The sequence below is a fragment of the Pseudoalteromonas sp. NZS11 genome (genome assembly GCF_015864765.1).
Taxonomy (GTDB): Bacteria; Pseudomonadota; Gammaproteobacteria; order Enterobacterales; family Alteromonadaceae; genus Pseudoalteromonas; species Pseudoalteromonas arctica.
Window position 1 is genome coordinate 683,586 of sequence record NZ_JADYWP010000001.1, and the last position, 14,231, is coordinate 697,816.

General features: G+C 38.7%; 17 protein-coding genes. 13 read left to right on the plus strand and 4 right to left on the minus strand.

The window, feature by feature from the left end; genetic code table 11:
• The first annotated feature begins 64 nt into the window (after nucleotides 1-64).
• The 10 genes from ccmA to I6E82_RS03040 are packed head-to-tail and all read left to right on the plus strand — an operon-like array spanning nucleotide 65 to nucleotide 7,782.
• Nucleotides 65-685, plus strand: coding sequence for a cytochrome c biogenesis heme-transporting ATPase CcmA (gene ccmA, locus I6E82_RS02995; RefSeq protein ID WP_096058052.1), 621 nt, complete (start codon nucleotides 65-67; stop codon nucleotides 683-685).
• Nucleotides 685-1,371: a heme exporter protein CcmB gene (gene ccmB / locus I6E82_RS03000; RefSeq protein ID WP_002959286.1), complete on the plus strand. Its 687-nt coding sequence runs from the start codon at nucleotides 685-687 to the stop codon at nucleotides 1,369-1,371. Before ccmA ends, ccmB begins: the two co-directional genes overlap by 1 nt.
• Complete coding sequence (locus tag I6E82_RS03005) at nucleotides 1,371-2,108, plus strand: heme ABC transporter permease (protein ID WP_007585844.1); 738 nt, start codon at nucleotides 1,371-1,373, stop codon at nucleotides 2,106-2,108. The genes ccmB and I6E82_RS03005 overlap by 1 nt, the downstream gene beginning before the upstream one ends.
• Before the next feature lie 2 nt (nucleotides 2,109-2,110).
• Nucleotides 2,111-2,314 (plus strand): heme exporter protein CcmD, encoded by a 204-nt coding sequence (gene ccmD / locus I6E82_RS03010; protein WP_007585846.1) that lies wholly within the window; start codon nucleotides 2,111-2,113, stop codon nucleotides 2,312-2,314.
• Entirely contained in the window at nucleotides 2,311-2,790 is a 480-nt protein-coding gene (gene ccmE, locus I6E82_RS03015; RefSeq protein ID WP_007585848.1) for a cytochrome c maturation protein CcmE, read from the plus strand. The genes ccmD and ccmE overlap by 4 nt, the downstream gene beginning before the upstream one ends.
• Before the next feature lie 2 nt (nucleotides 2,791-2,792).
• The gene (locus I6E82_RS03020; RefSeq protein ID WP_024592754.1) at nucleotides 2,793-4,763 is read left to right on the plus strand and encodes a heme lyase CcmF/NrfE family subunit; all 1,971 of its coding nucleotides are present in this window, start codon (nucleotides 2,793-2,795) and stop codon (nucleotides 4,761-4,763) included.
• Nucleotides 4,760-5,329, plus strand: a complete 570-nt coding sequence (locus I6E82_RS03025; protein ID WP_007585852.1) for a redoxin family protein — start codon at nucleotides 4,760-4,762, stop codon at nucleotides 5,327-5,329. The genes I6E82_RS03020 and I6E82_RS03025 overlap by 4 nt, the downstream gene beginning before the upstream one ends.
• On the plus strand, nucleotides 5,329-5,790 hold the full coding sequence (locus I6E82_RS03030) for a cytochrome c-type biogenesis protein (protein WP_197116684.1): 462 nt from the start codon (nucleotides 5,329-5,331) through the stop codon (nucleotides 5,788-5,790). The genes I6E82_RS03025 and I6E82_RS03030 overlap by 1 nt, the downstream gene beginning before the upstream one ends.
• The gene (ccmI, locus tag I6E82_RS03035) at nucleotides 5,791-7,041 is read left to right on the plus strand and encodes a c-type cytochrome biogenesis protein CcmI (protein WP_024589929.1); all 1,251 of its coding nucleotides are present in this window, start codon (nucleotides 5,791-5,793) and stop codon (nucleotides 7,039-7,041) included.
• 9 nt (nucleotides 7,042-7,050) lie between these two features.
• Nucleotides 7,051-7,782 (plus strand): MlaA family lipoprotein, encoded by a 732-nt coding sequence (locus I6E82_RS03040; RefSeq protein WP_007585858.1) that lies wholly within the window; start codon nucleotides 7,051-7,053, stop codon nucleotides 7,780-7,782.
• Nucleotides 7,783-7,844: 62 nt separating this feature from the next.
• Here I6E82_RS03040 and I6E82_RS03045 read toward each other — a convergent pair whose 3' ends face one another.
• Entirely contained in the window at nucleotides 7,845-9,071 is a 1,227-nt protein-coding gene (locus I6E82_RS03045) for an EAL and HDOD domain-containing protein (RefSeq protein WP_007584100.1), read from the minus strand.
• A 332-nt stretch (nucleotides 9,072-9,403) separates the two neighbouring features.
• On the opposite strand from I6E82_RS03045, the gene putP reads away from it, so the two are divergent.
• Nucleotides 9,404-10,882 carry a sodium/proline symporter PutP gene (gene putP, locus I6E82_RS03050; protein WP_101217622.1) on the plus strand — a complete coding sequence of 493 codons (1,479 nt, stop codon included), beginning with the start codon at nucleotides 9,404-9,406 and terminating at the stop codon, nucleotides 10,880-10,882.
• A gap of 275 nt (nucleotides 10,883-11,157) precedes the next feature.
• Here the strand turns inward: putP and I6E82_RS03055 are convergent, their stop codons facing one another.
• Nucleotides 11,158-11,475, minus strand: coding sequence for a YebG family protein (locus I6E82_RS03055; protein WP_007584105.1), 318 nt, complete (start codon nucleotides 11,473-11,475; stop codon nucleotides 11,158-11,160).
• Between the two features lie 313 nt (nucleotides 11,476-11,788).
• Between I6E82_RS03055 and I6E82_RS03060 the strand changes: the two genes are divergently transcribed.
• Nucleotides 11,789-12,085 carry a ComEA family DNA-binding protein gene (locus I6E82_RS03060; protein ID WP_024589927.1) on the plus strand — a complete coding sequence of 99 codons (297 nt, stop codon included), beginning with the start codon at nucleotides 11,789-11,791 and terminating at the stop codon, nucleotides 12,083-12,085.
• 24 nt (nucleotides 12,086-12,109) lie between these two features.
• Here the strand turns inward: I6E82_RS03060 and I6E82_RS03065 are convergent, their stop codons facing one another.
• Entirely contained in the window at nucleotides 12,110-12,412 is a 303-nt protein-coding gene (locus I6E82_RS03065) for a DUF6170 family protein (RefSeq protein WP_010553884.1), read from the minus strand.
• 1 nt (nucleotide 12,413) lies between these two features.
• Nucleotides 12,414-12,932, minus strand: coding sequence for a disulfide bond formation protein DsbB (gene dsbB / locus I6E82_RS03070; RefSeq protein WP_007584117.1), 519 nt, complete (start codon nucleotides 12,930-12,932; stop codon nucleotides 12,414-12,416).
• 544 nt (nucleotides 12,933-13,476) lie between these two features.
• On the opposite strand from dsbB, the gene fadR reads away from it, so the two are divergent.
• Complete coding sequence (gene fadR, locus I6E82_RS03075; RefSeq protein WP_004335692.1) at nucleotides 13,477-14,190, plus strand: fatty acid metabolism transcriptional regulator FadR; 714 nt, start codon at nucleotides 13,477-13,479, stop codon at nucleotides 14,188-14,190.
• Nucleotides 14,191-14,231 lie beyond the last annotated feature (41 nt).

A 14,231-nucleotide genomic window follows, 5' to 3' on the forward strand; every position in this document is an offset into this window, starting at 1 on the left:
TATTCGTATTACCCTATCATTATGGTAGACTAACGCCTAATTTTTGGCAGAGAGAATCGTCATCTTGTTACACATTAAGTCCGTCACCTGCATCAAGCAAGATCGTTGTTTGTTTGCGGATCTTAATTTTAGCCTTAATAGCGGTCAAATCATGCAATTAGCGGGTCCTAATGGGGCTGGTAAAACATCGCTATTGCGTATTATCGCAGGCTTTTCTGTGCCTGATGAAGGAGCTGTTTTATTTCAAGAGCAGCCTATATCTAAGTATTACGAAGAGTATGCCAGAGAACTACTCTTTATAGGCCACAAAACAGGTGTAAATACTCAGCTTAGTGCAGTTGAAAATGTTCGTCATTGGTTACAAATTAATGGCTACATAAACCAGCCTGACTTGTATCCCATTTTAGCGCAACTTGGCCTTGTTGGACTTGAAGATGTACCGGTTAGAATGTTATCTGCTGGACAACAAAGACGTGTAGCTTTGGTCAGGCTTTGGTTAAGTGATGCTAAATTATGGGTACTTGATGAGCCATTTACCGCGCTTGATAAAAGCGGTGTTGCCTTTTTACAGCAGCGATTTACCGAGCACTTACTAAACGGTGGAGCTATTTTGTTAACGACCCACCAAGATTTAACGACCCATTTTAGTAACTTGCAAACGGTTACACTGGAGTATCGTCACTAATGACTCGTCAACATTCTTATTGGTTGCTATTTAGTGCGGTATTTACCAAAGATGTAAAACTTGCGTTTCGCCAGCGCGCTGAAATTGTAAATCCTATTTTGTTCTTCTTAATTGTAATTTCATTATTTCCGTTAGCAATCGGGCCTGAGCCTGGTTTACTAGCGAGAATGGCACCGGGAATTATTTGGGTTGCCGCATTACTCTCTACCATGTTGGGCTTGGATAAGCTGTTTAGAGATGATTTTAATGATGGCTCATTGGAGCAGTTAATTGCATCGTCTTACCCGTTATCGTTAACCGTACTTGCTAAAGTGGCTGCTCACTGGGTGGTAACAGGTTTACCGCTTGTATTAATGACGCCGCTATTTGCATTGTTGTTAAATCTAGAAAGTACGGCGTTAACAGCGACTGTTTTGACATTATTATTAGGCACTCCACTATTGAGCTTTATTGGCGCAATAGGCGCAGGGCTTACTGTGGGATTACAAAAAGGGGGGATTTTGATGAGTTTACTCGTATTGCCTTTGTATATTCCTGTTTTGATTTTTGCAACGTCGGCTATCGATACCAGCACCATGTCGCTGGATTATAGTGGGCAGCTTGCCATCCTTGGTGCAATGTTACTTATTGCTATTATTAGCGCACCAATTGCCATATCGTCAGCTTTAAAAGTGAGTGTAAGTTAATGTGGAAGTGGTTACATCCCTATGCTAAAGCAGAGCGTGCATACCAGTTATGCAATACGTTACTGCCTTATTTTGCCGTAGTTACTGTAGTTAGTATGATTGTTGGATGGGTATGGGGGCTTGGTTTTGCACCTGCCGATTACCAACAAAAAGACAGCTACCGTATCATTTTTATTCATGTTCCTTCTGCCATTTTGTCTATGGGGGCTTACTCATCAATGGCTATTGCAGCTGTTGTTGCGCTTGTATGGCAACTACGAAATGCCGAACTTGCCGTTATTGCTATAGCGCCTGTTGGTGCTTGTATTACTGCTATAGCGCTTATTACTGGCGCTGCATGGGGTAAACCTATGTGGGGGGCTTGGTGGGTATGGGATGCGCGTTTAACGTCTGAACTTATTTTATTATTTTTATATCTTGGCGTGCTTTCGCTTTACCATGCATTTGAAGATAAGAAGTCAGCAGGGCGTGCGGCTTCTATTTTAGCTATTGTGGGCGTAATCAATTTACCTATTATTCATTACTCAGTTGAGTGGTGGAATACGCTACACCAAGGCGCAAGCATTACAAAACTAGACACTAAAGCAATAGACCCAAGTATGTTTTGGCCACTTATGGTTAATATTTTAGCCTTTGCTGCTTTTGTAGGAACAGTGACTTTAATTCGTCTTAAAAATGAAATTTTACAACGCGAAAAGCACCGACCGTGGGTGCGTTTGTTGTTAAATAAGGGGTAATTATGCAGTTTGACTCTTTTTCTGATTTTATTGCAATGGGAGGCTATGGGTTTTATATCTGGCTTTCTTTTGGTACATGCGCTCTTATTTTACTCGGTATTTTAGTGAACTCTTTAAGAGATACCAAACGTATTATGGCTTCAGTTGAGCAACAAATAATACGTGAAGCGCGAATTAAAAAAGCTAAACAGGAACAAGCCTCATGAATCCAAGACGTAAAAAGCGCCTATTGGTAATTATTGCCGTACTGTTTGGTATTGGTGGATCAATTGGTTTAGTGCTTTATGCACTTCAAGAAAATATTAATCTTTTTTATACGCCAAGCGAACTTATTGATGGCAAAGGGCCTAATAAAGAAAAACCATTCATTGGCCAAAAGCTACGTATTGGTGGCATGGTTGTACCAGGCACGGTTGAGCGTAATGAACAGAGCTTACAAGTAAGCTTTAAGCTAATTGATACAGGTCCATTAGTGACCGTGCGTTATCAAGGCATATTGCCAGACTTGTTTCGTGAGGGGCAAGGCATTGTAGCGCAGGGCGTATTAATCGAACCTAATGTTATTGAAGCATTTGAAGTGCTTGCAAAGCATGACGAAGAATATATGCCAGCAGAAGTTGCAGAGGCAGTTAAAGGTATTAAGCACGAAAAACCAAAATACAACTTAGATAGTGGTAATTAGCTATGATCCCAGAAATTGGTTATTTTTCTTTAACGCTTGCCATGGTGCTAAGCGTTTTACTGTGTATTTTTCCTCTTTGGGGCGCGCATACCGGTAATCTTCGATTAATGCGTGCAGCTCCCTCTTTAGCAATTGGGCAATTCGCTTTTGTTTTAATCTCTTTTGCAGCACTTATTTACGCCAGTGTAACGGATGATTTTACCGTATCGTATGTGGCATATCATTCAAGTAGTACGCTACCTTGGTATTACAAAATCACCTCTACATGGGGCGGCCATGAAGGCGCTATTTTACTGTGGTTAGTAATGCAAGCTGGTTGGACTGCCGTTGTTGCTGCGCGTTCTAAATCACTCCCTTGGGTGCTACGTGCCCGAGTATTGGGCGTACTTGGTTTTTTAGGTGTAGGTTTTATGATGTACACCTTACTACTTTCAAGCCCGTTTGAGCGCCTACTTCCTTATTTCCCGGTAGAAGGGCGTGATTTAAATCCGTTGCTTCAAGATCCGGGCATGATTATTCACCCGCCATTACTCTACATGGGTTATGTAGGGCTATCAGTTGCTTTCTCTTTTGCTATTGCTGCGCTATTAACTGGCAAGCTTGATAACACGTGGGCTAAATGGTCACGTCCTTGGACAATGACTGCGTGGGGCTTTTTAACACTAGGTATTACAATTGGTAGCTGGTGGGCATACTCAGAACTTGGCTGGGGTGGCTGGTGGTTTTGGGATCCAGTAGAAAACGCATCATTAATGCCATGGCTTGTTGCGACCGCATTACTGCACTCGTTAAGCGTAACTGAAAAACGCGGTGTGTTTAAATCGTGGACCGTATTACTTGCTATAGCAGCATTTTCATTGAGCTTATTAGGCACATTTATTGTGCGCTCGGGTATTATTGTATCGGTACATGCTTTTGCAACAGACCCTGATAGAGGCTTATTTATACTCGCCTTTTTAGGCATAGTTGTAGGTGGTGGCTTAGCGTTATATGCACTGCGTGTATCGCAAGTACATAGTGAAGGTCGATACAAGTTTGTATCACGCGAAGTGGCGTTATGGCTCAATAATATATTTTTAGTAGTTGCTACATTAATCGTATTGCTGGGTACTTTATTACCTATGGTTCATAAAGAAATGGGCTTGGGCAGTATTTCTATTGGCGAACCGTTTTTTAATAAGATGTTTGCAATAATTTTAGTGCCGTTTGCTATTTTGATGGGGATAGGGCCATTTTTACGCTGGAAGCAAAATAAATGGGCTTTCTTACAAAACAAAATATTAATGGGCGTATTAGCCAGTGTAGTGATTACCTGTGCTTGGTTGTTTTCAAGTTACGATTTAGTAAAACCACTTACGCTACTAGCCACTACACTTGCGGTTTGGATTGCCATATCAACTGGCATCGACATTTACACTAAAGCCGCAGTGCATGGCACCTTAAAAGAAGGTTTAAAACGCTTAGGTGTAAGTTACTGGGCTATGGTGCTTGGGCATATAGGTATTTCGTTTGTTATTGCGGGTGTAACGCTTACATCGGCGTATTCAGTTGAGCGTGACGTATCGATGAAGCAAGGCGACACAGTTCAGCTTAACGAGTATGAATACCGTTTTGATGGTGTTAAAACTATTCGCGGGCCGAACTACAGTGGTCATGCTGGTGTTGTATCGGTGCTTAAAAACAATGAGCTAGTAACACGCTTACACGCCGAAAAACGTAAGTATGATATTGGTATGCAGTTTATGACCGAGGCGGCCATAGATGCAGGCTTTACACGTGATTTATACTTAGCGTTAGGTGAGCAGTTGAGCCAAGGTGCATGGTCACTTCGCATTTACCATAAACCGTTTGTTCGTTGGATGTGGATTGGTGGTGTGCTTATTTCCCTTGCTGGATTTATGATTTTATTTGATAAACGCTACCGCACATCAGCTAAAACAGCGCGTAGAGCTGCATCGGAGAATGTTTTATGAACCGTAAAATTTTAGCTATTGCGCCGCTTTTAGTATTTGCTTTTGTATGTGTATTTTTATACCAAGGCCTTTTTGCTAATCCTCGTGAAATTCAAACGGGTCGGTTAGGTCAAGAAATGCCAGCATTTAATCTACCTGATTTAATGCAAGACAATAAGCCGTGGACTAACGAGTCTTTAAAAGGCGAAGTTTACTTACTAAATGTATGGGGTACTTGGTGCCCAACATGTTTAGTTGAACTTGGTTATTTAACTAAGTTACGTGAGCAAGGCGTTAAAATTATTGGGCTTTATTACGTACAAGGTTACGACGCCGACTTTGATGGCCCTTTTGATATGCAATCACTTCGCACCGAAGTGAGCGATATGCTGCAACGTGCGGGTGACCCATATCAATTTAATATCTTGGATTTACATCGTACTTTGTCGTTGGATTTAGGTGTTTCGGGTGCGCCTGAAACATTTTTAGTCGATAAAAACGGCACTATTTTGTTGCATCACACCGGCGATATAAACCCGCGAGTATGGCGAGCTAAATTTGCGCCAATTATGCAGGAGCTTAAATAATGAAATGGTTACTACTTACGCTTAGCCTTTTTGTAAGCATCAGTGCGTTTGCAGAGCAAGATCGCTATCAATTTGATAACAACAAACAAGCGATGTTGTTTGAAGAGCTAACTAAAGAGCTGCGCTGTCCTAAGTGTCAAAACCAAAACATTGCGGACTCTGACGCTGTTGTTGCTAAAGACTTGCGCGATAAAGTACTCGTATTGGTTAAAGAAGGTAAGAGCAAAGACGAAGTGATTGATTACATGATTGACCGCTTTGGCTATTTTGTTCATTACGACCCACCAGTTACACCAGCGACTTTAGTACTTTGGGTATTACCTGTGTTAATTGTCATAGTCGGCTTTGGTTTTATTGTTATTCGCCAGCGAAAAGCATCAGTAAAACAAACGTGGAGCAGTGACGACGAAATGCTGTTAGCTAAGCTAATTGAACAAAATAAACGTCAGGAGCAAAGTTAAATGATTTTAATGTGGGCGTGTTTTGCTTTACTCACACTGGTTGCTCTTGGGTTTGTGATGTTGCCTTTTTTAAAAAAAGAGCGCGTTCAAACAATTACTCATAACGCCAATGCTGAGCTAATTAGCATTTATGAGCAGCGTTTAGTTGATTTACAAACCGATTTAGATAATCAGCGTATTGATACCGTAAATCATGCAGAATCAATTATTGAATTAAAACGCCGTTTATTGAATGAGTTATCACCAGAAAAATCACTAAACAGCAAAGGTAATAATCGTATTTTTGCTTTAACTGGTGGCGCATTTGTTCTTGCTCTAACAGGTGTTTTTTATGGTTTAACGGGTAGCCAGCAGCAAATTTCGGCTTGGCATGATGCAATGGATAATTTAGCTGATTACGGCGAGCGTGCTGTAATGCAAAAAGGTGAGCCGCTTAGCCAAAATGAGCTGCAGGCTTTTGCATTGGCACTTCGTACAAAGCTTAGCCGCTCAGGTGATGACGAAGTCGCTTGGATGCTACTTGGACGAGTTGCTATGTCGCTTAATGAATTTGACATGGCGCAGCAGTCATTTGATAAAGCACTTCGTATGAATCCTGATAATATGCAGGTACTTATTAGTTACAGCCAAGTTTTATTGCTAGAAGGTAGCGAAGCTAATATGACCCGTGCGGCAGGTATGCTCTCAAAAGTACTAAAAGTAGAGCCTACCAATTTAGATGCAATTTCGTTATTAGCACTCATTGCTTATGAGCGTAAAGATTGGCCTCAAGCCAAAGCTGCATTTGAAGTTTTACTTGCGAGTATGGAAAAAAATGATTCTCGTTATAGCATGATCTCTGAGCGTATTGCTGATATAGAGAAGCAAATGCGAGCGGAAGGTTCTGTTATGCCAGTTACTACAACGGGTGCTATTGCAGTTACAGTCGACATTGCAAAAGAGCTTATAGATAAACAGCCAAAAGACGGTATCTTGTTTATATTTGCAAAAGCAGCAAGTGGTTCGCCAATGCCATTAGCTGCTGTTAAACTCGCTAAATATTCATTTCCAATTACAGTTGAGTTGAGTGATAGTAGTGCAATGGTTGCAGGGCTTAACTTATCTAGTGCAGAAAATATTATTATTTCGGCGCGTATTTCTATAGATGACTCGGTTATGCCAAGTTCTGGTGAGCTAGAAGGTCATTCAGAGTCGTTAAAGCGTGAAAGTGTAAGTGACTACCAACTTCAAATTGATACATTAATACCTTAAGGACGTTAGATGTTAAAACACAGTTTTACTTTTTTATGTTTATTGATACTAGCTGGGTGTGCTCAAGTACCACAAAGCAAAGTAGATGACAGAGATCCGCTGCAAAGTATTAATCGTCCGTTATACGACTTTAATATGGATGTACTGGATGCTTATTTATTGCGCCCAGTTGCTGTAGGTTATGTTGAAGTAACGCCTGTACCGGTAAGAAATGGTATTGTTAATTTCACAGGTAATATTACAGCACCTGTCGATATGATTAATGCGGGTTTGCAAGGTAAGCCGGGTAATGCAAGTGTGAGCTTAGCGCGTTTTTTAGTTAACTCTACGGTTGGTATTTTTGGTATTTTTGATGTTGCCAGTTCACTTGGTCTTGAAATTGTAGATGAAGACTTTGGACAAACGTTAGGTGTATGGGGCGTGGGTGATGGCGCTTATTTAATGCTACCTGGCATGGGTCCTACAACAGCACGTAACCTGACCGGTGATGTAGTCGACAACTTTGTATTACCTGAAGTTGCGCTAACGACTCCACAAACTATTCTAGTGTTTGTTTTAAAAGCAGTTGAGGCACGTGCATCATTAATCCCACAAGAAGGGTTATTAAATGATTCACTTGATCCGTACTTATTTGTAAAAGATATTTACTTCCAGCGTCAAATTTATGAGCTGTACGATGGCAACCCACCTATAAAAGAAGAGCCAGCTGATTTTGATGAAGACTTTTTAGAAAGTTTATAATTAAAAAGCCACTCATAAAAACGCCAGCTAAATGCTGGCGTTTTTATTTGCTGTTTATATATTTATTTTTCGTTCACTACTAACTGCATTTGTTCATTAACCCAAGCTAGCGCTTCATGATAAGCATCGGGAACTTTTTCACCTAGATTTAGCTCTTTCGTTAGCTCGTTTGCAGCTGACCAGTTTGCTTGTTCGTAGTATTTAACTAAGTTTAAATATTTTGCTAGCAAGCCTTCATCGTTTAATAGCGCTGCTTTTATATCATTAGAAAGTGGAAGCTTTTTCATGACGCTTTCCATACTCTCATCTAAAATAGCATCCATAAGCGACATCATACCGGTTAAAAATGCCATGCCGGTATCTTTAAACTGCCCATGGGATATAGCGAGCAATTCAGCAAATCGAGCGCGCGTAAGCGATAGCCTAATTAGCTCTACAGGTTTATCTGCTGATACTTGTGCTGCAAACAGTAGTGACAATAGCTTTTTAATTTCATTGGCGCCAAGCACTATAAGAGCTTGCTTAATGGTACTTATTTCTGCGCGTCTTGCAAATGCGGCAGAATTTGAATACCTAAGTAATTTATAAGATAGGTTTACATCACGTTCAAACACATCAGTGATTTTCTTAAGATCCATATCAACACTTGATGTTTCGTAAAGTAATTCAGCTAAAGCCATTTCTGATGGTGGTAGAGCCTTACTTTGTACCATTTCAGGTTTTGAGAAGAAAAATCCTTGGAAATAATCAAACCCAAGCTCTAAAGCTTGTTGGTAAATTTCATAGGTTTCTACTTTTTCGGCAAGTAACTTAATATGTGAGTGCGGTTTTAAATCGTTTAGAACCGTTTTTATTGTATCTATATCGGATGCTAAAAAGTCTATTTTAATAATATCAATAAATGGGTAAAAATGACGCCATACAGGTTGATGAATATAGTCATCAAGAGCAATAGTGTAACCTTTATCTTTTAAATCTTTAACGATAGCTAATAAACGCTTACCAGGCTGGATAGTTTCAAGTATTTCTACAACTATAGTGTCTTTACCTAGTAGTGTAGGGTAACCCTTTGATAGTGTTTCTAGGGTGAAGTTTATATAGGCAGGTTTATTGTCGGTTAAATCTTCTAAACCAAAATTAAACTGGCTACCCTCTATAAGTCGTGTTGTTGCTTCGTCACCATCTATATCGGGAAATACGTTATCAACGCCATCACGAAATAAAAGCTCATAACCGATAAGTTTTTTATCTCTATCTAAAATCGGTTGACGTGCAGCGTAAAAATACATAAACAGTTCCGTAAGAGTGATGTAATTGGGTATTGTAATAATATATGGCAAAAGATTCAAAATAGCATTACGTATATTTGCATGATTAATAAATTATCATTATAAATTAAGGTGTTTCTTCTATTTAATTTATTATATTTTACCAATTCGCTTTAAAATTATTCAACATGAGTATTTTTGTATCAGCTGGAAGCAACAAGTTGGAGATTTTATTGTTAGGCATGATATAGTCAGCGAGAATGGTTTTTATCCTAATAGTGTCTTTATTATAATATTTTAAGAGTCAATATTCGGATCAAGAGCCTGTTATTAATAATTATGCGGAGGCTAATTTGGAAACAGGAATGATTATTTCACTAGCATTATATTTTGTTGTAATGTTAGGTATCGGACTATATGCATATAAGCAATCTACTGGCGATGTATCAGGTTACATGTTAGGTGGACGAAATCTATCACCAAGTGTTGCTGCACTATCTGCAGGTGCATCTGACATGAGTGGCTGGATTTTAATGGGCCTACCTGGTGCGATGTTTGTTACTGGTTTTAGTAGTACATGGATAGCAATTGGTTTGGTGATTGGTGCTTGGTTAAATTACCTGTTAGTTGCACCTAGATTACGTGTGTACACTGAAAAAGCAAATGACTCTATAACAATCCCAGATTACTTCTCAAATCGCTTCAATGATAAGTCAAACTTATTACGTGTTGTATCAGCTGTTGTGATTATAGTCTTCTTTACTCTTTACACGTCATCTGGTGTTGTAGCCGGCGGAAAATTGTTTGAAAGCTCATTTGGTCTAAGTTATGAAGTGGGTTTATACATTACAACGGGTGTCGTTGTTTTATACACTTTGTTTGGTGGTTTTTTAGCGGTTAGCTTAACTGATTTCGTGCAAGGTTGTATTATGTTCATCGCACTGATTCTAGTGCCTACTGTTGCATACTCTTTACTTGAACAACCTCTGGAATCTACTTTACATAGTGTAAATCCAGATATGCTTAACTGGATTGGAGCAGGCTCTGCATTAGGTATTATTTCTGCAATGGCATGGGGTTTAGGTTATTTTGGTCAACCACATATCATCGTTCGTTTTATGTCGGTACGTAGTGTTAAGGATATGCCTAAAGCTCGCCGTATTGGTATGACATGGATGATTGTTGCTGCCCTTGGTGCTGTTGGTACTGGTATATTTGGTGCTGCTTATACTTATGAGAATAATATTGTAGTTGAAGATCCTGAAACGATTTTCCTAATTCTTTCTGAGTTATTGTTCCATCCACTTATTGCTGGCTTTTTACTAGCTGCAATTTTGGCTGCTATCATGAGTACTATCTCATCGCAATTGCTAGTAAGCTCAAGTTCATTGACTGAAGATTTATATAAAACATTTTTACGTAAAGATGCTAGCGACTTTGAATTAGTTACTGTTGGTCGAATTAGCGTTGCATTTGTTGCCCTGTTTGCAATTTATTTAGCGTACGATAGAGATAGCTCTATTTTAGACCTAGTAAGTAATGCATGGGCAGGCTTTGGTGCTGCTTTTGGACCTCTTGTATTGTTTAGCCTTTATTGGAAACGTATGAATTTTGCTGGCGCCTTATCTGGTATGTTAGTAGGTGCGTTTACAGTGCTTGTTTGGATTTATGGTCCGTTTACTATTAATGGTGAAAGTTTAAGTAGCTTTATGTATGAAATAGTACCTGGCTTTATTTTAGCGAGTATCGCAATTGTTGTTGTTAGCTTAGTAACAAAAGAGCCAGAGCAAAACATCACTGCTTTATTTGATGAAGTAGAAAAAGAGCTTTAAATAGCAATTACTATTCATTTTAAAATGAGTAGTAAGTAATACCAATCCGCGATAATACTTAATCATTTTGCGGTGCTAAACGTGTTGCTACCGGCGTTAAAAAATTATCATTTAGAACAACTAAATATCAAATTTTTTGCCTAGCTATCAACACGTTTTTCCACCCTCAAAATAGATCACTTAATTAAGCGAATTGGTATAATAAAAAAGGGAGCAACTAAGTTGCTCCCTTTTTTATTTAGTTTGTCCCGTCCGAGGAGAGGGCAATCTACGAGTTAACTTGCTTTTTTATCGTTGTTATCTTCAATTGACGCAACGTTATCTGACTTTTTACTTTTTGCTGGCGCTTTGGTAACAACTGGATCTTTGCCGCCCTTTAATATGGTCATAAAGTCATCTTTGCTTTTCGCTATTTCTAAAGCAAGTGATTCAATTTGTTGCTCACTAAGCGGTACGTCTACCTTTTCTAGCATTAGCTCAAGTGATTCTGCTATATCGAGCATCTTGTCATAAGCATCAGCTTCTTTTTTGGTAGTAAACGTCATACGCTCGACTCCGTTTCGTTCTACAACATATTTAACAACAACAGCCATGATTTCTCCTGCAAAATTGCTTGGCACCGTGGTTTGTAAAAACCATTAGATTACTGTTTTTATGTACAGTAATGGTTTGGGCGTAAATTTGCAAGCGCGAAGTATTAATTTTTAGGTGTCTTAAATTTGACAAAAAACGGTAACTTTACTTTAGTTAAGCAATCACTTGTTGTACCAGCTGCATTTTCAGGATTTCGGATCATAGTGATAATGCGTTTAGGTACACTTTAAATGATGAGCTTTTCAGTTCCTTACTTTTTGGTTTTCCTAAGCAACATTCAAAATTAAGAAAAGAAGAATAGGGACAAGTTTGATGAAAACGTTAAAAAATTTATTCATAATAAGCTTATTATGCTTACTACCTGCAACTACCGTATATGCACAATTATCGGAAGTAACTAAGCAAATGCCTCAAGTTGAGACAATTAGTATAAATAATGCTGATGCAGATATGCTTGCTAAGCTACCGGGTATAGGTAAGAAAAAAGCGCAGGCAATTGTGGATTACCGTGAAGAAAACGGCGAATTTAAAAGCGTTAGTGATTTATCGCAAGTTAAAGGAATTGGTAAAAAACTATTAGCCAAATTAGAGGGGAAAATTTCACTTTAATAGCAGTAGATAACAATCAGGGCGCTATGCGCCCTGATTAAATTGTTTTAATGCATCGCTTAAGTGTTTTTTAGCAAAGTTGATTTCAATAGGTGTTGTTAAAAGTGGGTAGCAAAGTCCGCCGAGTATCAAAAACGGGATTAATATCCAACCTTTAAATACCGTGAATATTAAAAATAGTGGACTTAGTAATATTAATTTAATAATACGCAGTAACACTTTATCAGTTGGCGATAACATACTTAAAGAAAGTGCTATTACGTCTTGGCGCTTGCGTACTTTTAGATGTTTAAGCTCATCTAATTGGCTTGAAAAAAATGTAAACATATCAAATCGACTTTTTAATTAATAAACGGCCAATAACTATAATAAATAGTGTTAGTGAGAAAATCCCAAATATAATTTCCATCCAAGCAGGCATGCTCAAACCAACAAACTGCCAATCTATATTTCCACAATCCCCGGTCGCCTGAAAAAAGCTAGGTATCCATTCATGTAACGGCATAAACGATGGGAAGTTTGGTTCAAACTCACAGCTAAATGCAAAAGGGTCTGTGGTGGTTTGCATATCAATATGCTCGCGAGCAATTAAATATCCCCAAACACTCGATACACCCCAAATTACATACGCTAATATACGAACTGCTTTGCTCTGTGGTTTAGTCGAACCTACGATTCCTGCGCCTAATAGACCCAGTACGGCTGTACGTTGATATATGCACATTATGCAAGGCGCCAATCCCATTTGGTATTGAAAGAAAAGGGCGGTCACTTCAAGTAAAAAAACGATAGCTGTAAATAAAAGCCACGGGGTACGTTGGGTGGGTAATTGGGCAAGCCAGTTCATAAAAATTCCGCGTTTAAATAAGACGTTAGATTATGACCTAGGATAATGTATGCGGCAACAAAAAGGAAAAAAAAGCTACCGAAGTCGCTTTTTATAAGATGAAATTATTGACCACTCAATGCAGCCTCAGCAGAGGCTACATGACGCTCTACTTAGTTCCCATTGATACATAAGCTTAGTTATATCGCTTACTTATACTACATTGGTACATTGCCTAATCAATTCTTTAAAGTTGCGGTTAGAACGCTCTGTTGCATAGGTGTTCCTTTTTAATGTACTTATGTGTTTTAAGTTGATTAAGCTAGGTATGGTGTAAATAAAAAATACCAATAATTACAATGTACCTACAATGAATATTGCTCTGTATATTTATACATTGTAGCTATATTAGAAAAACCTAAATTTTATTATTTATTAATCTTTAATTTCTACTCATTTGCTTATTAATATACCTGACTTTACTTGTTAGTTATGCTTCGTCTGGTACAATCAGTCAGTTATTCGTGTAAAACGATGAGTGTTGATTAATTCGAGTGGGAACTGGATGAGAATTTTTAAAGCGAAAAGCCCAGCAGGATTTGCTGAAGAATATATAGTTGAATCTATTTGGAACGGCGATTTCCCTCCAGGTTCAATTCTACCTGCCGAGCGAGAACTTTCAGAGTTAATTGGTGTAACAAGAACGACCTTGAGAGAAGTATTACAGCGTTTAGCACGTGATGGTTGGTTAACAATTCAGCATGGTAAACCAACAAAAGTAAATAACTTTTGGGAAACGTCTGGCTTAAATATTCTTGAAACACTAGCGCGCTTAGATGAAGACAAGATGCCTGAGCTGACAGATCAGCTTTTATCTGCACGTACTAATATTAGTGCTATTTATACACGTGCTGCAATTAAGTTAAATCCTGAACGTGTAATTGAAATTTTATCACAAAGTCATGAGCTAGAAGATACTGCGCAGGCATTTGCTGACTACGATTACAAAGTTCATCATGAATTAGCCGTTGCGGGTAATAACCGTATTTATGTATTAATACTCAACGGTTTTAGAGGCTTTTATTCAAAGATTGGTTGTCATTACTTCTCTGATGCTGGAACTCGTGAACTTGCTCGTCAGTTTTATAAAGATTTAACAATCTTGGCAGAAAATAAAGAGCACGATGGTGCTATTTCGATGATGCGTAAATACGGTCATCAAACAGGTGAGATTTGGCAAAAAATTCGAGGCGATATGCCCTCAGATATAATGGATTAAATTTAAACGAGAAACCTGCATTTGCAGGTTTTTTTGTAGCT